This window comes from Paenibacillus sp. PCH8 (assembly GCF_002968835.1).
Lineage (GTDB): Bacteria > Bacillota > Bacilli > Paenibacillales > Paenibacillaceae > Paenibacillus.
Map to the genome: position 1 here is coordinate 797,744 of NZ_PKQK01000001.1, position 20,997 is coordinate 818,740.

Genomic DNA, 20,997 nt, shown 5'->3' on the forward strand with positions numbered 1-20,997 from the left:
TTCCCGACTGGCTTTTATTCCACCATATATATAATTTAAACCATATATTTACACAAGAACGTAGCGGACAGAAATAACCTGAAGAAGCAGAGCGTTCGCCTAAAGGCTTACTGAAAGCAAGCTCATCGGAGTGGCAAGTGTATCTATCTTCAGTTCAACTTAACGCTTCAAGAATCCTTTGCCTTCCAGGAACGGCTTCATCTGAAGACGCGTCGGCTCCGTAAGACGCTTCGCCATCAGTTCGGACCAAGGTGTTGTCCGTTCACCATGGGTCCGTTCTTTCATATATGCTGTCGTGGTCTCGTCATAATGCTCGACACCCTTCAGGCTCTGTTCGGCATTATAACAATTATGATGCAGTACTGCATCCAGTGGCAGACGTGGCCGAATTCCCGTTTCCTGATCAGCAACGCCAATACACATGCCATACACCGGATATACACCCTCTGGTAATCCCAGCAGCTCGGCAACTTCCTCTATACGGGTACGAAGCCCACCGATATATACAATCCCGAAACCGAGGGATTCAGCTGCAAGAGCCGCATTCTGTGAAGCCAGTGCAGCATCAATCGTAGCCACCATGAAATTCTCTGTCGTATCGGCATATGACTCCTTCTCGGGGAGATGACGTTTCGCAGCATCGCTCAATCGGTACAGATCCGCACACCATACTAGAAAGACTGGACATTCATTAACGTAAGTCTGATTGCCCGCCAGTTCAGCAAGCTTGGCTTTCTGCTCCGATTCAGTCACCGCAATTACCGTATAGGCCTGCACACTGCTTGAAGAGGAAGCCATCTGCCCAGCTGATACGATGGCAGCAAGCTGTTCTTCACTTACCGGGTCTGGCTTGAATTTCCGTACGGAGCGGTGTTTCATCATCAATTCAATGGTTTCATTCATGGCTGTTCACTCCCAATCCTCGAAGTACGAATTCAATCGTCTGCTCAGCAAGTTCGTCTGTATTCATACCCTCATAGTCAAATCCAAAACGTGAGTTCTTCGCCCGTTTGTGCGCGAGTGCAGCACCCATAACCTGAAGCATGGCATACGATACGGATTCGATGTGGAACAAGTTCTGGTCTTTGCCTTCTTGAAGCAGGTCCTTCACTTTGGTCCAGACAGGGTCCAGATAACGAAATACAGTAGCTGTACGCTGCGTGCGCAGTGTAATCTCCAACTGTACAATATCGCTCATCTCCTGATCCTTCATCGTAAACTTCACAACTTCACCGACAATTCGGCGGACACCTTCCACAGGGGACATTGATTCCGCAGCAGCCAGCATATTCAACATATGATCAGGAAAGAAGTGCTCAAATAACGCTTCGAACACCTTTTCTTTTCCGCCAAAATGGTACGAGACCAGTGAAACATTGGCACCCGCCTCATCACAGATTTGACGAACACTTGTCCCGTCATACCCTTGCCGTGCAAAAAGTTTCTTGGCTGCAAGCAATATCCTCGTTTTGATATCCAATTCCGGTTCCGTCATTCCGTTCCGCTCCTCTTGTCCGTTCTCTTCATTCGCCCCAGCCCAAGGACTGCAACCCGGTACGCTATCTTTCTATTATATTACACCAAGCACCCCGATGAAAATCACCGGGGTGCTTGGCCTGTCTAAGGATGACATGGCATCTGCCATATCAGTTATGCTTTAGCTGTTCGCTTGTGCCGGGCTTGGTGCCCCAGCTGGCATGCGTTGTTTTTTCAACAACGTCACGACCAGTGACAAAGCCACGGCGATTAACAGTACAATCACGATGGAGCCGGCAGCGGATTGAACTCCTGGACCTCCGAGCTGAACGCTCAGAATACCCTGAACGGCGTAAGTCGCAGGCAGATACTGACCAATGCCGCTATAGAAGCTGTTCAGCAATTCACGCGGTACCATTGCACCGGAGGATACCAGTTGCAAGGACAGGGAAATGATGTTGAACAGACTTCCTGCAGGTCCGAAGCAGATCAGGAAGAACTGGGAGAAGAACATGAATGTGCACAGGAAGAGCGCCTGGAACAACCAAAATGCGACGAATCCTTGTTCAATCTGTCCTCCCAGCGCTACGATCAGCGATGATCCCAGCAGGGAAACGACCAATGCAGAACCAACGTTGATGACTACTCGTGCACCGAATAAGGTCCAGCGGGAATAGGTAGCGGACAACATGCCCATGGCTACCTGAAGATTCATCCCCATGATCATGGCACCTACATACGAAGCCAGTACCATCATCATTGGCACCATCTGGTTGTTCATTCCGTTCACCGGGTTGATGGCAGTCGTTGTTCCTTCTACGCGGGTCGTCAGGTTCGCAGCCGCTTCAGCCGCCTGATCCGCAGGCGCACCTGAAGCAGTCAGCACCGTCTGTACGCCTTGTGCTGTAGCTTGCTTGTTCATTGTGTTTGTCACACTTTGTGATACACCTTGCATCATGCTTTTAATCGTAACCGGGTTAGCTTCATTAATGGTGTATTTAATCTCGGCTGTGGAGCCAGCGGTCTGGAGCATTTCATTAAATCCAGCCGGGATGTCCAGCACCATGTGCACTTTGTGATGATTCAACTGATCCAACGCCTCAGCCGCACTCAGATTGGATACGGTATGGAAAGGCAGGGTCTCAACCAACCGATCGGCTATTCCCTTGGACATTTCACCATCCTCGTTGACAATCGCAACCGTCAATTCTTTCGCCCGGTCATTTACTCCGGAATATGCGGTCATCCAGATCACGCTAAAGATCACTTGGAACATAAGTGCTGTTACGATCCCCACAATCACTGGCGGTTTTTTAAGCAAAATACGTAAAGCCTGTAACATATACGATTTCCTCCATTACTCAATTAGTTCTAATTTGATTTAAACACTTGTTTGAATCAAACGATCGTTTAAATTTTATGTGAATATGTCCATATTGTCAACTGGTTTTTCATGAAAATTCAGAAACATGAGCGTTTTTTCATGAATACAATCGACCCATTTTCAAAAAAGAGCATTATACTATCTTTTCCCGAAGAAAAGAATATATAGACTGGCGATTCAGGCCGTACTTTTCTGACGATTCAAAACTTATTTTTCTCAACAAAAAAGACACGGTCCGCCGCAGCGAACCGCGCATCTATCTGTCATCTACTTCATGCTAATGAGACGTTGGATATAACTCTAAATAAGGGCTGGTCAGCTATTTCTCTTCAGCTTCATGCGTTGCAGACGCAGTGCATTCAGTACAACGGACACCGAACTAAATGCCATCGCCGCACCTGCCAGCCAAGGAGCCAGAAAACCCACTGCCGCAATAGGAATACCAATCACGTTGTATCCCAGCGCCCAGAACAGATTTTGCTTGATATTGCCCATCGTGCGCCGGCTCATCTCAATCGCATCTGCAATGCTGTTCAGGTCGCCACGCATCAATGTAATATCCGCCGCTTCCATCGCTACATCCGTTCCTGTTCCAATCGCCATCCCGATATCTGCTGTAGCGAGTGCCGGAGCATCATTGATTCCATCCCCTACCATGGCAACCTTGAGGCCACTCTCCTGCAATTTCTTCACTTCCGCAGCTTTACCTTCAGGCAGGACCTCCGCCAGAACTTTACCGATTCCCGCCTGTTTGGCTACAGCGCGAGCTGTTCGCTCATTGTCTCCCGTAATCATGATGACATCGATTCCCATCGCCTGAAGACGACCAATCGCTTCGCGAGAGGTATCCTTGATGGTATCAGCCACGGCTACAATGCCTGCCCACTGACCATTTACAGCAACCAGCATAGCTGTCCGTCCCTGCTCCTCCAGATGGTTCATCTGCTGAACCGTTTCTTCGGAGACATGTACCTGTGCATCCGCAAGCAAGCGCCGCGTTCCGACTAGAATCTCCTGCCCTTTTACTTGCGCGCGAACACCGTATCCGGGTATGTTCTCGAATTTCTCCGATGAATCCAGCTCCAAGCCCTTCTCACGGATTCCCGCAACAATGGCTTCAGCCAGTGGATGCTCTGAACTCTGTTCTGCCGCTCCCACCCATCCAAGCAGGTCGGATTCGATCCAATCCAGAGCCGTAATTACATCTGTAAGTACGGGTTTACCTTGGGTTACTGTGCCTGTTTTGTCGAGCACCACGGTCTGAATCTGTTGCGCCGACTCCAGATGTTCACCGCCTTTGAACAGGATGCCGTATTCCGCAGCACGACCTGAACCCGCCATGACAGAGGTCGGCGTTGCCAGACCGAGTGCACATGGGCAGGCAATGACGAGCACAGCAATCGCTTTTTCAAGGGAACCAGCGAAGTCACCCGGACTTGCAAACAGATACCAGATCAGGAATGTCAGCACGGCAATACCGACGACAATCGGCACGAAGATTCCTGAGATCACATCCGCAATCCGTTGAATCGGTGCTTTGGAGCCCTGTGCCTGCTCAACAACTTTGATGATCTGAGACAAAGCCGTGTCCGATCCGACCCGCGTTGCACGCAGTCGTAATACCCCATTCTTGTTCAGGGTCGCACCTGTCACGGTATCTCCCGGCTTTTTATCAATAGGAAGGCTCTCTCCACTCAGCATGGATTCGTCCACGGAGGATTGCCCCTCTTCAACGATCCCATCCACAGGTATGCTGTCACCCGGCTTCACCAGAACAAGTTCACCCACCGCAACATACGCAGCAGGCACAATGACTTCCTGCCCGTCCCGGATGACGCGGGCTTCACGCGGAGCGAGTTCAATCAGGCTTTTGATCGCCTGTGAAGAACGCCCCTTGGCCACAGCTTCGAACCATTTTCCAAGTAAAATTAATGTAATTAGAATCGCGCTGGTCTCATAATAAAGTTCTACCGAAGGCATGACGGCTGTGCTCGTTCCCATTGCACCATGATCCATTGGAGTAGAAGGTAAGTACCCGCTGGATAACGTCAGATATAGACTGTAGAAAAACGCCGCACTGGTCCCCAATGCTACGAGCACGTCCATATTGGCACTCCGGTTCCGCAGTGCCTTGTACGCTCCCACATAGAACTGCCACCCAATCACGAACTGTACCGGCGTTGCCAGCAGTAGCTGGAACCAGGGGTTCATGAACAGCTCGGGTACATAGATTCCAGATGTGAACGAGAAATGCCCCACCATGGCCCATAACAACGGGATGGATAACAAGGCAGATATCATCCATTTCCACTTTTTGCGCTGTAACTCACGTTCTCGAACAGATGTGGTCTCTTCTTGTGTAAGCTGTAATTCGGCACCATAGCCCAGTTGTTTGATTTTGGCGGTAATATCCGATGGTTTCAGTGCACCAGCGGCATATTCGATATGCCCTGTCTCCAGCGCCAGATTCACATTCGCCTGAGATACCCCCGGTAGTCGGGATAATCCTTTTTCGATCCGGGCAGAACAGGCGGCACACGTCATCCCCGTGATGTTCAGATCAACCGATTCGGACACCGTACCATAGCCAAGCGCCTCTATTTTATCCCGCAACGCATTCACGTTGGTTGTCTTAGGATCATAAGAAACGGTCGCCTGTTCAATGGCAAGGTTCACATTGGCCTGATGCACCCCTTCCATGCGGGACAAGCCCTTCTCGACTCGCGTGGAACACGCCGCACAAGTCATTCCGGTGATGTGCAGTGTTGTCTTGAGTCCAGGCGCTCCTGCTGGAGTTGGCGTTGGTGATGGTGCGGGCGCTGCTACTGATGATCTGTCCGTTTCTTTTCCCGATAATCCATCCGTTGATTTCCCAGTTAGGTTATCGGTAGATGCATCCAATGATTTATCATTTGAGTTACTCATCATGTCAGCTCCTTTCATGTCCATTTTCTCGTTTTTTCGTTCTTGTTCACATACCCCATAGGGGTATATATCAGACAGAAAATCAGGCTTAAACCTGACTCGTGGGAAAAGATCTTTGGCCTCTTTTTTACCCATGAGAGTGTTCGGTTTAAGCCTTGAGGTCATTTAGACTACGTCGTATCCCTGATCTTCAATCGCTGCCTTGATCTGATCCACGTTCACCGTCTGCTCATCATATTCCACAGCTACCGTTCCCGCTCCCAGATCAACCTGACCGCTTGCCCCAGCATTCTTCACAGCCTCTTCAACCGATTTCACACAGTGATTGCAGGACATTCCCGTAACATTCAACGTAACATTAGACATTGTTAATTCCTCCTTGGGATATATTAAAATGATAACTTAATTTGGCATATTGATTTACCATTCGCATGATAAGGTTTAACTTATTTCATTAACTTCCGCATCGTAACCAGCAGTTCATCTACAACCTCATGTTCACCAGCCTGAATGCGCTCAACGATACAGCTCTTCATATGGCCTTCAAGCAGAAGCTTGCCTACCGAATTAAGAGCAGACTGAGCGGCCGCAATCTGGGTCAGCACATCGTCACAATACGTATCCTTCTCAATAAGCCCTTTAATTCCACGAATCTGACCTTCCACACGGTTCAAACGGGAAACCAGGTTGCCCTTCATCTCCTGTGAATGGTGACTCTTGCGCACATGTTTACCGTCAGTACCCACAGTATGACACGAATTTGCTTGCTGATCCGCACCCGAGTCTTGCGCAGAATCTGGGACAGGATCTTGCGCGGAGTCCGATACACTGGTTAACAAAGGTTCCTTGGGATGGCTCTGATGATCCATCATGAACACCCCTTTTCTTTCGTTCTTTTCTAAGTGTAACATACCCCATGGGGGTATTCAAGAGTGTTCTGACATTTTGTTAAAAATAGAAAGATTCACTCCTATTTTATGGAACGACACATTTACAACATATACTCCATCCTGCTACTACGCACGGCTAGTCCCATCTGTTCATAGAAGGTCTGTGCACCAGCGTTAAAAGTGGACACCGATAACTCGACACTGTGCGCCTGAAGCGATCGCCCCAGCTCGATGAATGCGTGGATTAACTGCTTGCCTGTCCCTTGCCCGCGATATTGGCTGTTAATAACCAACTCATGGATATACAGCATGTTACGATTAACCAACAGATCAACATCCTGAATGATACTTAACTCTGCACTCCCATAACCCAGGATCACACCGGTTTCGGAAAACTCAGCAACATACAGGTAACGCTTATCCGTATTCAACAATTCGCCGAACTCCTTCTCCTCCATCCTTGGCTGTAACATTCTATAGATATCCGGCCGCGCCTCCACATGCATCTGTTGCAGCTCATCCATTAAAAATGACACACCCTGGTAATCCTTCACTTCTGCCTTTCGGATGCTAACCGTACCCTTCGTACTCATACTCATCACTCTTTCATCTATATAATTCACATTATTATACAACGAAAAGACAGATACCATCAGGTACCTGCCTCGTAAAATCTCATTTCCCTACCACAAACCTAATTTGCTACGACTTAATTGTCTTAATTATTGTTCTTTCTTCATTTCACATTATTCTATTTTCTTTATTTCTTTATTTCTTCGAAGTTATATTTCCTTCATTAAAAGCAACAGGTGATGGCTTCGCTGCCCACTCGTCCGCCTGCGGCTCAATGTCTACTCCGCTTAGAATTTTCTTTTTCTCCATCAAGGAATCCCCGTCTTCATCCAGCTTGTTGCGAATTTCCGCCTCGTCTTGAGGTTGATTGTTCTGTGTCATCGTAGAATCCTCCCTTTGCGTATTCATATCAATATGACTTGATGTTCCTTTATATAAAGTGTCCATTTTCTGCATTATCATTCTCCGCGAGGGACACGGCTTAAAAGAATGATCTACCAAACAAGGCTAACGAACTCAGCACACCTTATATGGTCATTTCTAGCCTGAATGAAAATGTAACGAATCTCAGACACCTTATTTCACGTCAATGGATGAGAAGTGCTCAAAAATGAGCACAGAATGGGACATTAGTGGAGCTAGAATAAAAAGTGGACACCCATTAACGGACAGAAGGATAATAAGACTAACGGAGGTGTGTCCACATGGGAGAACAACGGCAACGATACAATGAAGAATTCAAAAAGCAAACGGTCAAGTTTATTCAAGAACAAACGAAGACACTTAGTGATCTTGCGGAAGAGCTTAACATCCCGAAAAGTACGTTACATCAATGGATGAGCCAATATCGTGAGCTCAAAAACGAACCGGCTGCCAGTATGGAGCGAGTGAAGGAACTCGAAGCAGAGCTGAAAGAGATGCGTCGCATGCTTCAAGAGAAAGAACATCGACTTGCCGATACGGAAGAGGAACTGGCTATTGTAAAAAAAGCGGTGCACATCTTCAGCAAACCAAAGAACTGAGATTCCAGTTCGTGGAGAATCATCGCTCCGAGTTCCACTTGGAGAAGATGTGCGAAACCCTGCAGGTCTCACGGAGCGGGTACTACAAATGGCGGATGAACAAGACAAGCAAGCAGCAGCTTCGGAAATCCCAGATCATGAAGCGAATTCAGTACCATTTTGCCGACCACAACAAGCGTTATGGTAGCCCAAAAATCACCCGCTTGCTTCATCTGGAGGGGTTTAAGATCACCGAACGTACGGTAAGTGTGTACATGCGCCAAATGAAGCTCCGCTCCGTCGTTAGCCGCATATATCGTGTCCAAACCACGGACTCCAAGCATAACCATCCGGTCGCACCCAACACGCTGAATCAACAGTTTAAAACGCTCAAACCGAACACGGTCTGGGTTACAGATATCACATACATCCCGTGCCGAGGAGGACGCATGTATCTCGCCAGTGTCCTGGATTTGTGCACGCGTGAAATTGTGGGTTGGCGTTTGTCGAACCATATGGAAACTAGCTTGGTGCTGGATGCTTTAAAGGCTGCTTACACAGCCAAACGACCTGGTCCGGGTTTGCTCCATCACTCGGATCGCGGCTCCCAATACACCTCCAAAGAGTACGTCGAGCAATTAAGTGCCTACGGTATGGAATCGAGCATGAGTCGTCGGGGAAACTGTTACGATAACGCGTGTATCGAGTCATGGCACAGCATTTTGAAGAAAGAACTCATTTACTGTAATCCACGCTTTAAAACACCGGAAGAGGCCTACACGGCCATCTACCAATACATTGAGTTTTATTACAACCGCAAGCGAATGCATGGTGCACTGGGGCACCTTTCCCCTGCCCGTTTTGCAATGCAATTTACCGGAAAATCCGTAGCGTAAGTGTCTACTTTCTTGACAGAGGTCCATAGCGTCTCTACGATTCGTTAGATTCCTACGGTTGCGATTTTGCCACGAATAAGACGTGCTGAGTTCGTTAGAAAAACGGATAGTGTTGCCGTCACTTGTGGTCGATGCTGAAGCTTACAGGTTCCGAGAGTTCCTCACCCAGATTGCTCTCTTCATTTTCATTTATAGTTCCCCAGTAATCGATCTGCACGATAATCCGTTTATACACTTCCACACTTCCACCATCCACCGAAAGTTCTGACCATCATTTATACAGTAAAAAAAGAAACGTCCCTTAGGCCATATATATGACTTTAGGGACGCCCTATTATATTGTCCACTCCAGGTGGATATCATATCACTTGTTCACTAATCAGCCCAGCATAATAACTGAATATACGTAGTATTCTACATTAGGCTTAATCACACATCTGGCTAAGAATAAGCATCCCAGCACTCTTCCCAGCTACGCCTGATCCTGGCGAGCAAGCGTGGCTAGCGCAAGTAGCGCCGCATTAATCTCATGCTCCACCGCTTGTCCAACCGCATCCGTATGCGGATCATACTCGGCAGCCAGATCGCTGTCTGCGAATCCATCGATTGCGACAATGGCTCCGGCCCGAACCCCACGCAAGGTGCTGACGATGTAGAGCGCTGCAATTTCCATCTCGGCCCCAAGTGCTCCAGCCTGCTTGTATTTGCGGTGAGGAATCTCTTCTACGCCTGCAAAGAATGCATCCAGCGTTACGGTGATACCCACACCCACTTTGCCCGCAAATGATGCAGCATCCGCGCTCCCTTGCTCACGAGCAGCTTCGATCAGCGCTTGCGTCACCCCAATGTCTGCTACCGCCGGGAAACCATCCGGTACCAGTTGGCGAGTCAACCCGTCCGTACGAACGGCTGCTGTACTCACAATCACACTACCTGCCGGATAATCGGCTATATATGATCCCGCTGTACCTACACGAATCAGGGTTGTTACACCCGCCCGAATCAATTCCTCGAAGCAGACGGCTGCCCCTGGTGAACCTACACCATGGCTGACTACAGCCATTTCCACGCCTTCGTACAATCCAACAAACGTGCGATACTCCCGGCTGAACGCCAGCTCTTTCACCTGCTCCAGCTTGCGTGAAATCTTCTCGGCACGTGCCGGGTCTCCACAGACAATGGCATATGCAGGCATATCTTCTGAATGAATTTGCAAAATAGGCATCAACATCGTTATCTACTCCTTATACTCAGACTACCGATCGGCAAATCCCTGTCAATCAAACTCCTTCTTCGTCCACTCGTCTTCCGGAATCGGCAGATCTTCACCCGAGAAGCGTTGTTCCTTGAACGGATCAGCAAAATGGTGGAAACCATTCACTTCCCAGAATCCGTTCCGGTCTTCTGTCATAAACTCCAGACCCCGTATCCACTTCGCACTCTTCCAGAAGTATAGTTGTGGCACGACCATACGCAGCGGAAAACCATGCTTGGGCGTTAGTGGCTCACCGTTGTATTTGAATGCAAGCAGTACATCATCATGCATCAATTCTTCGAGTGGTACATTCGTTTCATAATCATGATCCGCATGGATCATGACGTATTTTGCTTCCGGTTTGACCCCGAGAAGTTTCACAAAATCGGAGAAACGAATACCTTCCCACGGTGTATCGAATTTCGACCAGCGAGTAACACAGTGAATATCACTCACCGTATTGACCTGTGGCATGGCCTGAAGCTCAGCCAAGGAGAATACTTTCTCTTCTTCCACTTCGCCGTAGACCTTCAGATCCCAGGTGGACAGGTCATATTCCGGCACTTCCCCTTCATGTAGAATCGGGAATTTCTCCGTTAACATCTGTCCCGGCGGCAGGCGATCTCCGTGATCGTTGCCTGCTTTGGGTGCCGGTGTTTTTCCCTTTTTCAAACGTTCAGCCTTGTTATGCAAGTGGGACTCCTCCTTCTTTTGCTGCCTCTAGCATAGGCATTCGTAGGAATTAACGCGAGCTTCCGCCCGCTTTCAGTGCATCCTGTGCATAGGTGCGGTCTTTGAAAAAGAACATCGCAACCAGCGTTACAATATACGGCAGCATTAACGTGAAATGGGTTGGCAGGGAGAATCCCTGCAAACGAATACTCAAGGCTTCCATGAAGCCAAAGAGCACACTGGACCCCATGACGCCAAGTGGATTGGCTTGTCCCAGCATGGTTGCTACCAATGCAATGAAACCACGACCAGCCGTCATGCCTTCGGTAAACATGGTCACCTGACCAAGCGACAGCTGCGCACCCGCCAGAGCACACAACACACCGCACATCAGAACCGCACCGTACTGGATGCCACGCACCTTGATGCCGATGCTCTGCGCTGCAATTGGACTCTCGCCTACAGAGCGCAGACGGAAGCCAGGTACACTTTTGAATAGATAGAATTGTAAGGCAATTACAAGCACAATACCGAGATAGACCAGCGGGCTATGACCCGAGAGTACCTCGCCCACCCACGGAATGTCCTTAATCAGCGGGATATCCCACTTGGGAAGTCCAACCATATCTTTGTCGTAGTATGCACCTTTTACATTAAATATCGCACGAAGTGCAAAGGTGGTCACCCCCGCAGCCAGAAAATTCAGTGAGATCCCGACCACGATGGCGTTGGCCTTCAGATTAATACTGATAAAGGCAAATAGTGCCGAGAATAACATCACGATAATAATGGAGAACAGTACAGCCAAGAGCACATTGCCAAACAGATAGTTGCCGACAATAGCGGAGAACGCACCAATCAGAACAAGTCCTTCAAGACCCACGTTGAACAGACCGACACGGGAACATAAAGCCCCACCGAGCGCTGCAAGCAGGATTGGAGTCATAATCCGCAGAGTAGAGCCAAACATGGCTGCATCAAACAGTTGTTGCATTGGACTTTTTCTCCTTTCTCCGCTTCAGGAATGAATACCCGATCTGAGCTGATACAAATAACGTCAATACGGCCTGGATGACACTGCCGACTTCCAGCGGCACATCCGTATTCCGCTCCATCCCCATGGCACCCGTCTGTAACGCTGCCAGCAAGATTGCTGCCACAGCTGTACCGAGCGGATGCGAGCGGGCAAGCAGTGTTGCCATAATACCGCTCCATGCATAACTTGCCGATGACAACGAACCATCAAGGAAACGATACTGTGTTCCGAGTACCTCCCCGGCACCCGCGAGCCCCGCAAGTCCGCCACTGATCACCATGGACAGCATCATCATACGAATCCGGCGAACGCCGCCGTAGGTTGCAAAGGACGGGTTGCTGCCGAGCATGCGGATCTCGTAACCGGTTACCGTCTTGTGAGTGAACCAGTAGATCAGAATAGCCGCTACAATGGCAATAATGAAGCCGGCATGCAGCCCCATGCCCTGGAACAACTTCGGTAACCAGACACTCTGATCAATCATCGGGGTCTGGGCCATCGCTGCAGATCCGGTACGATCCTTGAATGGATAGGAGACCATGTAGCCTCCAAAATAAATAGCAATATAGTTCAACAACAAGGTTGTAATTAACAGATTCATGCCAAAGCGTGCATCCAGCCAGCCTGCAAACAGGGACCAGATTCCCCCAGCAACAATACCGGCAACAATCGCAGCAATACACACGAACCAGCCTGGGCCTGGCAGATAGAGCGCCGTGAGCGCAGCACTGAGCCCGCCGAGAATCATCTGACCTTCGGCTCCCATATTGAAGAATCCAGCACGGAATGCCAGCGCTACCCCAAGCCCGGCCAGAATGATTGGTGTGGAACGAGCCAGTGTATTCGTGAAGAAGTAGAAGTTGCCGAAGGCCCCTTTCCACATCTCCGCATACGTATCCACGACATTGCCGCCAACGATCATAATCGCTACAGCCCCTGCAATCAGGCCGATGAATACGGCAAGCAGCGGCTGCACGAGTCCGCGAAGTGTTTCTTTTACCCGATTCATACCCGCTCTTTCCCTCCTGCCATTAACAAGCTGATCTGTTCTTCTGTCGCTTCTTCTGCTCTCAGTTCACCAGCAATTTCACCTTCATACATGACAATAATCCGATCCGATAATTGCAAAATCTCGGACAATTCGGATGATATGAGCAGAATGCCCGCACCCTCACTGCGTTTGCGTAACAATTCGGCATGGATCGTCTCCATCGCTCCAATATCTACGCCCCGTGTCGGTTCAGCTGCAATCAGAAATGGCGTATCCTGTGCAAATTCACGGGCAGCAATCAGCTTCTGCAGATTACCCCCGGACAGAAATTGCGCCTTCGTTTCAGCAGAACCCGTCTTGATGCTAAACTGCTTAATCCAGCTCTCCACCATGGTTCGTGCTGCCTTTGCTTTGATGATGCCTCGTGATTGCAGACGATGATGGTGTCCCATTAATCCGTTCTCACGGACACTTGCATCCTTGGCCGCTCCCCACATGTAACGATCCTCCGGGATATGAGCGAGTCCATGCTCCCGAATGCGCCGTACAGGCCAGTTCGTCGTATCATGCCCGGAGAGCAAGACACGGCCGCTGTCTGCCTTACGCAGTCCGGCAATAACCTGAATCAGTTCAGACTGACCGTTGCCGGAGATGCCCGCTATGCCAACAACCTCACCTTTTCGAACTTCCATATGAATATCTTGGAGTGCCGACCGATCCTTGGCACCTGACAGATTGACCGCTTCCACCTGAAGCACAGGTTCTGCTGGAACGGATGGCCGCTTGTCCATACGCACAAGCTCACGACCAACCATCAGACGCGACAGTTCTTCCACATGTGTATCTTTCGCTTCAAGCGTGCCAGTCACCTGACCATCACGAAGCACCGTGATCCGGTCTGCTACATCCATGACTTCTTGCAGCTTGTGTGTGATGAGTACGAACGTTTTGCCCAGCTTGGCCAGGGATTTCATGTTCGCCAGCAGTTCCTTCACTTCCAGCGGTGTCAGCACCGCCGAAGGTTCGTCCAATATAATGATATCTGCACCCTGATGCAGCACTTTGAGAATTTCAACACGCTGCTGCATGCCAAGCGGACACTCGGACACTTTTTTCCACGGGTCAACCGGCATGCCGTATTGTATTCCCAACTCATTCACCTGAGCGGCAGCCTTTTTTCGGTCAAATACACCTGCTGCTGCGGGTTCGCGCCCAATCACGATGTTCTCCGCTACCGTAAAGGAAGGAAACAACATGAAATGCTGGTGCACCATACCGATGCCGTTTGCCATAGCTTGGGACGGCGTCGCAAAGCTCACCTCGCGTCCACGGACTTTAATTGTGCCTGACGTGGGTTGCTCCATACCGTACAGCATACGCATCAGGGTTGTTTTACCGGCTCCATTCTCACCTACCAGGGCATGGATCTCTCCCTCACGCAAATTAAAACGGATGTCCCGGTTAGCGGTGAAGCTGCCGTACTTCTTCGTAATCTGCTCCATCTCCAACAGCATATCTCGTGTTCGCTCCTCTCAGTTCAACTTAAAAGGTTACACTCGCCACTACGATGACAGAACAACCTTCCGATCGCTGTTACCCCCAGATTTTTTGATTCCTTTTATCAAGGGGAAAATCCGGGGATAAAGGCGAACGCTTTGCTTCTTCAGGTTATTTCTGTCCTCTTCGTTAACGTGTAAACGATAAGTTGAACATGTACTGGTCATTTAATAGCAGCAAAACCGGCTGCCTGATCGGGCAGCCGGCTGATCAACTCCATCAACTCACTCTATTATATAGAGCAAACGAAACTATTGTTGCAGTGGATCTTTAACAACGATTTTGCCAGATACGATATCATCCTTGATTGCTTTAACCTTGTCGATCACTTCTTGTCCAACAAAAGCATTCAGCGGAGACTCGCTATCACGCGTAACGTAAGTCAGGCCTACACCGTCTTCTTTCAAGCCGTAGTTTACTGCGCCTGCTTTGAAGTTGCCTTCTACGAAATCTTTCACCGTTTCATAAGCAACCGTATCGGTTGACTTCAATTGAGACAATACGATATGTTCCGGGTCTTCAACGGTACGGTCTGTATCCTGACCGGAAGTGTAGAAGCCTTTTTCTTTGGCTGCTTCGAACACGCCGAGATCCCCTACAGCGGAAGCGCCAGCGATGAAATCAGCGCCTTTGCCGAATTGTACCAGTGCCAATTCTTTGGCTTTGGCCGGGTCATTGAATCCACCCACATAGTTCACCAGGAATTCTGCATCTGGATTCACAGATGCCAGACCCTCTTTGAAACCTTCCGTATATTTCTTAATTAATGGTACATCCATTGCTGCGATCATGCCGACTTTGTCAGTCTTGGTGGACAATCCGGCAGCGGCACCTAGCAGGTACGCCCCTTCATATTCACGGAAACCAACGCTACGAACGTTAGGCAGATCAACTGTAGTATCTACAATCGCAAAGGATTTGTCCGGATTCTCTGCAGCGACTTTCTTCAATGCATCTTCTGCCTGGAATGTAGCTGTAATAATCAGATCATAATTCTCGGCAACCGCAGCACGCAGATTTTGTTCAAATGCTGCCGGGTCTGTCGATTCAATTGTCTTGGTATCTACTTTGAATTCTTCGCCTGCTTTTTTGAAGCCTTCATCCATCTGTACAAAGAAAGGGTTAACCCCTATTTTTTCGGGAAGTACGAGCGCCATCCGAAGGGATTTCTCCGAATCGCTGCCTTGGGCGGATTGTTCGTCTTTGGAAGCCGAAGTTCCACAAGCTGCCAACAAAATAGCCAACATAATGATCGATAAGACGAACGATAAACCTCTTTTCATTTTGAAAATACCCCTTTTCAACATTCTTTTTTCTTATCCTAGCGGATAGTGTCGATCCTTGTCAATAAATCTTTGAGCGTATACACTCAATTGGAATACATTTAGGGATTTGCATGCGAAGAAGCTCTGGAGAGCGCTCTGTAGCAAGCTCATTTTCCATTGACATGGATTGCTTCTCCGTGCTAAAGTCAATCCAATTATTCTATTCATATAGGATTTGTCAGAATTTCAACGAAATACTCATCATTTTCCAACCCATTTTAAGGAGGCTATTCATTTGAAAAAAATCACCCAGATCACACTCGCGGCCCTGCTCGCCGCACCGGTAACACTCGGCAGTCTAAGCCTGCCTACCTCTGCTTCAGCAGCATCTGCAACTCCGGTTGGACCCATCACCTCACAGAGTGTCAAAGGACCGGCAGCTAAAGCTCCCATTGCTTACACAGAAAGCGCAGCGGATTTTGCTCAATTTATGCAAGCGAAATACAACATTCAGTTGCCGCAACAGATCACCAAAGGTGATTTCATTCAAGCGATTGCCTCTATCACCGAAGCAGCTCCAGCATCTGTTACAGATAAAGCAAGCGACAGTGCAACCAAGACACCTTCCTTTACTGATCTGAAGTCTGGTGATTCTGCTTATGATGCTGCCGTATCCTTATATAATAATGGTGTCCTAACGGGTACAGAAGTACACGCCAAAGATCAACTGAGCACTTATGCAGCCGTCTTCATCGCGGTGAAGGCAGCCGGATTTAAGGAACTCGCCTACACCTATCCCGTAGAGAAAACAGCCAAAGCGCTTGCCAAAGTTGGCATTAACAAGAACCGTGTTCAAGGACAAGCCGCACAAGAACTGGCTGCAGCGATCGACACAGGACTGATTCCCGAAAACCTGTACCCTGCTCTCCTGAAGGGCGGCGTAGCAAGCAAGGATTTCGCAGACACGTTGCTCGGACGAATTCTGGTCAGCCAAGGAAAATACAAACATGAGATTGGACGTTCCGGCGATGCAGACATCTTTTCCAAACTGTATGCTGCATATCGCACAGCAGATCTGATCGAATCACCTGAATTGAGAAAGATTGTGGATCAAGCCCTTCGAGATGATCTCGTAACAGGTTATAACTTGAAAGATAGCCGCTTTGATTCCAACTTTATCGATGAGCTGACACTTACTTACGGCCATGATAACATCCAACATGCCGTACAATTGGTTGGATTGCTTCGCAGCGAAGGTATCGATGCCGATGTGCAATTCCAGCCGAAAACATCCGCCTTTATATATCTGAAAGAGTGGGGCGAGCCGAAGGAAACATCGGACTATAAAGTGACACAGATCGAGAATGGCAACTATATTGCCTCTGCGAAGGAATATGACATTCAGTTTGAGTTCAACAATGTGGCAGACAAAGTTCGCTTCAATGATATTGTCCTGAAATATGCCAAAAAGAACAGTGATAGCACATCTCCGCTGATTCTCAGCTCCTGGTGGCAGCCGCTGTATTATTCACCAACAGCTTTGGCCAACTATCCGGTCATTTCCAATAATAAGATTGCGCTTGGCAATTACTACGCTCAGTCCTTCTCTCTGAAAGAGAATGCCAAAGCTATTCGGGAAGGATTCCTGAAACTGGCTCCAGATGCGAACATTACCACGTATGATTTCTGGGTAGATCAGCCTTTTTTCAATTATCTGAACGGCGGATCTGAATAAACGTTCCGAATACACAATGACCTCATATTTCTATTTAAATAAAGCTCATATTATGGCAACTTAAACAGCCGTCTTTACCGAATCTTACTTGGGTTTCGACCCATTGGTTCGTAAAGACGGTTTTTTGTTTATCATTTAGCAGGAATCTTCTACAAAATCATTTTTTTCATGCAGGATTTACCAATATTAGGTCGAATGTCTTTATGTACACAAACACGCAATCAACTTGCATATCTCCGCACGAACAGGAGTTACTCATGGTATACGACGGTATTCTGCTTGGCTTAATTGTTGGGCTATTTCGAGGAGGAGTCCGACATGGACTACACCAGTTTGCAGCACTCAAGCTACGAGGCGGCTGGATTTTTCCTTTATTGTTGCTCATCCAGTTCTTTATTTTCTATCTGCAGGAACGATTGGATTGGGTGGCTTCCATAAATGGATATCTCTTCGCTGCTGTGTACATTACAGGGCTCGCATTTATATGGCTCAACAGGCACCACCGAGGTTTCATGCTCATCTGGATTGGTGTATTTCTCAATTTTGCCGTGATGGTCGTAAACGGTGGACGCATGCCCGTGTCGGTGGAAGCTTCTGCCGTATTGGGCCCGTATTATGTGGATATGCTTCGGGAGGGCGGCGCCGTATCGAAGCATTTCATGATGGATGCGTCTACACACCTTCCTTTTCTCGGTGACATCATCCCGCTGTCCAGTCCGTATCCCCGGACTCAGGTCATTAGCATCGGTGATGTGGTCATGAACGTCGGCATATTCCTGTTTATCCAGTACATGATGGTGAATCGGGACAAAAAGGCTGTGAAATCTGCCGAAACCCAACAGGCTTGACGAGGATCGGTACAGACTCCAAGGAAGGGAGGTCTTCTCCATGAAAAAATTTGAAGGTATCCAATATTCCCGCATTGTTATCAACGCAATCATCGTGGCTTCTGTCGTTGTGGCTTTAACTTCGGGATACAAGCTGGGTGGCTAGTATTCACACCGCCAACCAAGACAAACAGGCTGCCCACGGCCTGTTTTTTCTTTCTGGATTTTTGGGAGACAACTTGGTATGTTATATATCCATATAGTATACATCTATACAATCACACTAATTATACACATCAAGAGTAGACTAAACCCAAGCAGGAGATTCTCTATGACCTTTATTCGTAACCTTATCCACAAGGCCAATCGAAGCAGTATGTATGTTATTTTGCTTAGTTGCACCGGTATCGGTGTTTTTCTGTACATGAACAAGTGGTCTTACCTGCACCTGTCCACGGCGGATTGGGTCATGGTCTATACCATGCTGGGAGCCGCTTTGATTCTAGACTATTTCACGTTCCAAATCCCGCCCAAAGGCAATCAGCAATCGATGGATTCGTCCGTTTATCTGGCCTGTGTATTCATGTTTGGTGGAGCTTTCAGTCTATCCGTGCTACTCCCCGTCTCCATCATCCTGTTAATCAAAGAACGCAAGCTTACCTGGTGGAAGCATGTGGTTAATTTCAGCATCTATAGTCTCATGATTACCGGGGCTGCTGCTGTATTCGAATGGACCGGCGGTCGGTCGGGAACGTTGGATGGGTATAATCTGCTTCCTTATTTCGCAGCGCTCGCAGCCTATTTCATTATTAACACGATTACGCTCGGCTTGTTCTTTCACTTCTCAACGAAGGATGCATTACAGCAGATGAAACGGGCATTCGTTACCGAATCCCTGCTAGTTTATCTATGCACACTAATTCTGGCACTTGTCCTGACCATTCTCATTGTGCACAACGGCGTGCTGGGCCTGATTTTATATCTGAGCCTTAGCATCCTGCTCTCCCATGCATTCAGACAGTTGTTTGTCATGTATCAGAAGATTGAAGAAAAGGCGAATACGGATCAACGTACAGGTCTGTTCAACCATAGCTATTTCGAAAGCATGCTGGAAATCGAACTAGCTGCTGCCCGTACACAAGGAACCCTTCTCTCTCTGGGACTTATTGATATTGATGATTTCAAAAAATATAACGACCGATTCGGTCACCTTCAGGGTGACAGTCTGCTGGCCCTGCTTGGAGATTTTCTGATGCGGAAGACGGAAGGCACACCTATTACAGCCTTTCGTTATGGAGGAGAAGAGTTCACCTTACTCATGCCAGGCATGGATCTGGACGAATCCTACAGATTCATGAACAAGCTGCGCAAACAACTGAACGACACGCCGTTTGAAGGTGTCGAAGTGTTTCCGCATGGTTGTCTCTCCTTCTCTGGAGGTGTCGCCCCCTATCAGGTGGATATGTATAACAAATCCCAGCTCGTGGATCAGGCCGATAAAGCACTCTATTATGCCAAAAAGCAAGGCAAAAACAATGTTCACCGCCACGGCAGCAATGATGGCATGGAACACGAGATTGATCTAGTGCAGGATGTCCGCGATATCGAGCAGCAGCTCAACCTGTTCAGGTACAAGGATATGGATACGTTCAAACATTCCAAACGGGTCTACAAATATGCGCTGGATATTAGCGAAATTCTCGCACTGGACAATGCGGAGAAGCGGCGTTTTGTACTGGGGGCACTCATTCATGACATTGGCAAACTGGAGATCCCATGGTCCATTCTCAACAAGAAGGAAAAACTCACCTGCGATGAATGGGAAACGATTAAAGGGCATGTCATTTGGGGCAAAAAGATGGTGATCACAAATGATCGCTTCGATGATCTGATTCCGTATATTGAGTTGCATCACGAGCGCTACGATGGCAAGGGCTATCCGTATGGTCTGAAGGGGCAAGAAATCCCCCGGCTGTGCCGGATGCTGACCGTAATTGATTCTTTTGATGCCATGACGACCGAGCGGCCGTATCAGGAGACGAAGAACGTGGAGGAAGCCATTCGAGAGCTGCGGGCGTGTTCGGGTTCACAGTTCGACCCGGATCTTGCCGAGTTGTTCATCCGATATATTGAGAAACGTACTGCGAAGCAGTAATGGTTGTAGACTGTATATAAGAAGGGATTCATACTTTTTTGCCCCTGAAAAGTCAAAGCGCTATCCCCGGTCTGATCAGGGATAGCGCCATTTTCATTTTCATGGAATGAATCGTACACCAGACAACTTCATTCTTGTGCGGATTCTACATTAAGATTTGGTATTCAGTTCATGTGAAGTCTGATGCAGCTCTTTAATCATCTGCTGCAAAAACATGTTGTCTTGGCGACTGATACCGTGCTGATTGTCTTGAACAAGCATCTGATGAATGTTCTTTTTGAGCAATTCACTGCGACGTTCCAATACTTCTTGACTCATGTTGTTGCGTCACTCCTTAACATGTTTTGTAATGAATTTAC

Annotated in this window: 21 protein-coding genes; 5 read left to right on the forward strand and 16 right to left on the reverse strand. The window is 48.3% G+C overall.

The features are described from left to right. Positions 1–159 precede the first annotated feature (159 nt). The 8 genes from nfsA to C0Q44_RS03490 all read right to left on the reverse strand — a co-directional run bounded on the left by nfsA (position 160) and on the right by C0Q44_RS03490 (position 7,629). Positions 160–903 (reverse strand): oxygen-insensitive NADPH nitroreductase, encoded by a 744-nt coding sequence (gene nfsA, locus C0Q44_RS03455; protein WP_105406081.1) that lies wholly within the window; start codon positions 901–903, stop codon positions 160–162. Further along, the gene (locus C0Q44_RS03460; RefSeq protein ID WP_105406082.1) at positions 896–1,495 is read right to left on the reverse strand and encodes a TetR family transcriptional regulator; all 600 of its coding nucleotides are present in this window, start codon (positions 1,493–1,495) and stop codon (positions 896–898) included. The genes nfsA and C0Q44_RS03460 overlap by 8 nt, the downstream gene beginning before the upstream one ends. Positions 1,496–1,657: 162 nt before the next feature. Continuing rightward, positions 1,658–2,818, reverse strand: coding sequence for a YhgE/Pip domain-containing protein (locus C0Q44_RS03465; RefSeq protein ID WP_105406083.1), 1,161 nt, complete (start codon positions 2,816–2,818; stop codon positions 1,658–1,660). A gap of 357 nt (positions 2,819–3,175) precedes the next feature. Continuing rightward, a complete protein-coding gene (locus tag C0Q44_RS03470; protein WP_258166154.1) occupies positions 3,176–5,785 on the reverse strand; it encodes a heavy metal translocating P-type ATPase in 2,610 nt (869 codons plus the stop codon). 165 nt (positions 5,786–5,950) lie between these two features. After that, entirely contained in the window at positions 5,951–6,151 is a 201-nt protein-coding gene (locus C0Q44_RS03475) for a copper ion binding protein (protein ID WP_105406084.1), read from the reverse strand. An 80-nt stretch (positions 6,152–6,231) separates the two neighbouring features. After that, positions 6,232–6,654 carry a metal-sensitive transcriptional regulator gene (locus C0Q44_RS31410; protein WP_105406085.1) on the reverse strand — a complete coding sequence of 141 codons (423 nt, stop codon included), beginning with the start codon at positions 6,652–6,654 and terminating at the stop codon, positions 6,232–6,234. Between the two features lie 122 nt (positions 6,655–6,776). Beyond that, positions 6,777–7,268, reverse strand: a complete 492-nt coding sequence (locus C0Q44_RS03485; protein WP_181150839.1) for a GNAT family N-acetyltransferase — start codon at positions 7,266–7,268, stop codon at positions 6,777–6,779. Positions 7,269–7,443: 175 nt separating this feature from the next. Further along, positions 7,444–7,629, reverse strand: coding sequence for a hypothetical protein (locus tag C0Q44_RS03490; RefSeq protein WP_105407585.1), 186 nt, complete (start codon positions 7,627–7,629; stop codon positions 7,444–7,446). A 323-nt stretch (positions 7,630–7,952) separates the two neighbouring features. Here C0Q44_RS03490 and C0Q44_RS03495 point away from each other — a divergent pair, with 323 nt between their 5' ends. Beyond that, a complete protein-coding gene (locus C0Q44_RS03495) occupies positions 7,953–8,270 on the forward strand; it encodes a transposase (RefSeq protein ID WP_105405525.1) in 318 nt (105 codons plus the stop codon). 11 nt (positions 8,271–8,281) lie between these two features. Then, on the forward strand, positions 8,282–9,145 hold the full coding sequence (locus C0Q44_RS03500) for an IS3 family transposase (RefSeq protein ID WP_258166104.1): 864 nt from the start codon (positions 8,282–8,284) through the stop codon (positions 9,143–9,145). Between the two features lie 118 nt (positions 9,146–9,263). On the opposite strand, the gene C0Q44_RS30720 is transcribed toward C0Q44_RS03500, so the two are convergent. The 7 genes from C0Q44_RS30720 to C0Q44_RS03530 all read right to left on the reverse strand — a co-directional run bounded on the left by C0Q44_RS30720 (position 9,264) and on the right by C0Q44_RS03530 (position 15,939). Continuing rightward, positions 9,264–9,386, reverse strand: coding sequence for a hypothetical protein (locus C0Q44_RS30720; RefSeq protein ID WP_258166155.1), 123 nt, complete (start codon positions 9,384–9,386; stop codon positions 9,264–9,266). 231 nt (positions 9,387–9,617) lie between these two features. Continuing rightward, complete coding sequence (locus C0Q44_RS03505) at positions 9,618–10,376, reverse strand: nucleoside phosphorylase (RefSeq protein WP_105406087.1); 759 nt, start codon at positions 10,374–10,376, stop codon at positions 9,618–9,620. Positions 10,377–10,421: 45 nt separating this feature from the next. After that, a complete protein-coding gene (locus tag C0Q44_RS03510) occupies positions 10,422–11,093 on the reverse strand; it encodes a sulfite oxidase-like oxidoreductase (RefSeq protein WP_105406088.1) in 672 nt (223 codons plus the stop codon). A gap of 49 nt (positions 11,094–11,142) precedes the next feature. Then, positions 11,143–12,066 carry an ABC transporter permease gene (locus tag C0Q44_RS03515; RefSeq protein ID WP_105406089.1) on the reverse strand — a complete coding sequence of 308 codons (924 nt, stop codon included), beginning with the start codon at positions 12,064–12,066 and terminating at the stop codon, positions 11,143–11,145. Further along, positions 12,050–13,117 (reverse strand): ABC transporter permease, encoded by a 1,068-nt coding sequence (locus C0Q44_RS03520; protein WP_105406090.1) that lies wholly within the window; start codon positions 13,115–13,117, stop codon positions 12,050–12,052. Before C0Q44_RS03520 ends, C0Q44_RS03515 begins: the two co-directional genes overlap by 17 nt. Next, entirely contained in the window at positions 13,114–14,613 is a 1,500-nt protein-coding gene (locus C0Q44_RS03525; RefSeq protein WP_105406091.1) for an ABC transporter ATP-binding protein, read from the reverse strand. The genes C0Q44_RS03520 and C0Q44_RS03525 overlap by 4 nt, the downstream gene beginning before the upstream one ends. A 294-nt stretch (positions 14,614–14,907) precedes the next feature. Continuing rightward, positions 14,908–15,939, reverse strand: coding sequence for a BMP family lipoprotein (locus C0Q44_RS03530; protein ID WP_105406092.1), 1,032 nt, complete (start codon positions 15,937–15,939; stop codon positions 14,908–14,910). A gap of 277 nt (positions 15,940–16,216) precedes the next feature. Here C0Q44_RS03530 and C0Q44_RS03535 point away from each other — a divergent pair, with 277 nt between their 5' ends. The 3 genes from C0Q44_RS03535 to C0Q44_RS03545 all read left to right on the forward strand — a co-directional run bounded on the left by C0Q44_RS03535 (position 16,217) and on the right by C0Q44_RS03545 (position 20,638). Then, a complete protein-coding gene (locus tag C0Q44_RS03535) occupies positions 16,217–17,656 on the forward strand; it encodes a hypothetical protein (protein ID WP_105406093.1) in 1,440 nt (479 codons plus the stop codon). 257 nt (positions 17,657–17,913) lie between these two features. Then, complete coding sequence (locus C0Q44_RS03540) at positions 17,914–18,504, forward strand: DUF5317 domain-containing protein (protein ID WP_105406094.1); 591 nt, start codon at positions 17,914–17,916, stop codon at positions 18,502–18,504. A gap of 310 nt (positions 18,505–18,814) precedes the next feature. Next, complete coding sequence (locus C0Q44_RS03545; RefSeq protein ID WP_105406095.1) at positions 18,815–20,638, forward strand: bifunctional diguanylate cyclase/phosphohydrolase; 1,824 nt, start codon at positions 18,815–18,817, stop codon at positions 20,636–20,638. Between the two features lie 150 nt (positions 20,639–20,788). Here C0Q44_RS03545 and C0Q44_RS30030 read toward each other — a convergent pair whose 3' ends face one another. Next, positions 20,789–20,956, reverse strand: a complete 168-nt coding sequence (locus tag C0Q44_RS30030) for a hypothetical protein (protein WP_017691019.1) — start codon at positions 20,954–20,956, stop codon at positions 20,789–20,791. Positions 20,957–20,997 lie beyond the last annotated feature (41 nt).

Coding starts and splice junctions, on each gene's coding strand:
- nfsA (WP_105406081.1), bottom strand. CDS start 903: ATGAATGAAACCATTGAATTGATGATGAAACACCGCTCCGTACGGAAA.
- C0Q44_RS03460 (WP_105406082.1), bottom strand. CDS start 1,495: ATGACGGAACCGGAATTGGATATCAAAACGAGGATATTGCTTGCAGCC.
- C0Q44_RS03465 (WP_105406083.1), bottom strand. CDS start 2,818: ATGTTACAGGCTTTACGTATTTTGCTTAAAAAACCGCCAGTGATTGTG.
- C0Q44_RS03470 (WP_258166154.1), bottom strand. CDS start 5,785: ATGAGTAACTCAAATGATAAATCATTGGATGCATCTACCGATAACCTA.
- C0Q44_RS03475 (WP_105406084.1), bottom strand. CDS start 6,151: ATGTCTAATGTTACGTTGAATGTTACGGGAATGTCCTGCAATCACTGT.
- C0Q44_RS31410 (WP_105406085.1), bottom strand. CDS start 6,654: ATGGATCATCAGAGCCATCCCAAGGAACCTTTGTTAACCAGTGTATCG.
- C0Q44_RS03485 (WP_181150839.1), bottom strand. CDS start 7,268: ATGAGTACGAAGGGTACGGTTAGCATCCGAAAGGCAGAAGTGAAGGAT.
- C0Q44_RS03490 (WP_105407585.1), bottom strand. CDS start 7,629: ATGACACAGAACAATCAACCTCAAGACGAGGCGGAAATTCGCAACAAG.
- C0Q44_RS03495 (WP_105405525.1), top strand. CDS start 7,953: ATGGGAGAACAACGGCAACGATACAATGAAGAATTCAAAAAGCAAACG.
- C0Q44_RS03505 (WP_105406087.1), bottom strand. CDS start 10,376: ATGTTGATGCCTATTTTGCAAATTCATTCAGAAGATATGCCTGCATAT.
- C0Q44_RS03515 (WP_105406089.1), bottom strand. CDS start 12,066: ATGCAACAACTGTTTGATGCAGCCATGTTTGGCTCTACTCTGCGGATT.
- C0Q44_RS03520 (WP_105406090.1), bottom strand. CDS start 13,117: ATGAATCGGGTAAAAGAAACACTTCGCGGACTCGTGCAGCCGCTGCTT.
- C0Q44_RS03525 (WP_105406091.1), bottom strand. CDS start 14,613: ATGCTGTTGGAGATGGAGCAGATTACGAAGAAGTACGGCAGCTTCACC.
- C0Q44_RS03530 (WP_105406092.1), bottom strand. CDS start 15,939: ATGAAAAGAGGTTTATCGTTCGTCTTATCGATCATTATGTTGGCTATT.
- C0Q44_RS03540 (WP_105406094.1), top strand. CDS start 17,914: ATGGTATACGACGGTATTCTGCTTGGCTTAATTGTTGGGCTATTTCGA.
- C0Q44_RS03545 (WP_105406095.1), top strand. CDS start 18,815: ATGACCTTTATTCGTAACCTTATCCACAAGGCCAATCGAAGCAGTATG.
- C0Q44_RS30030 (WP_017691019.1), bottom strand. CDS start 20,956: ATGAGTCAAGAAGTATTGGAACGTCGCAGTGAATTGCTCAAAAAGAAC.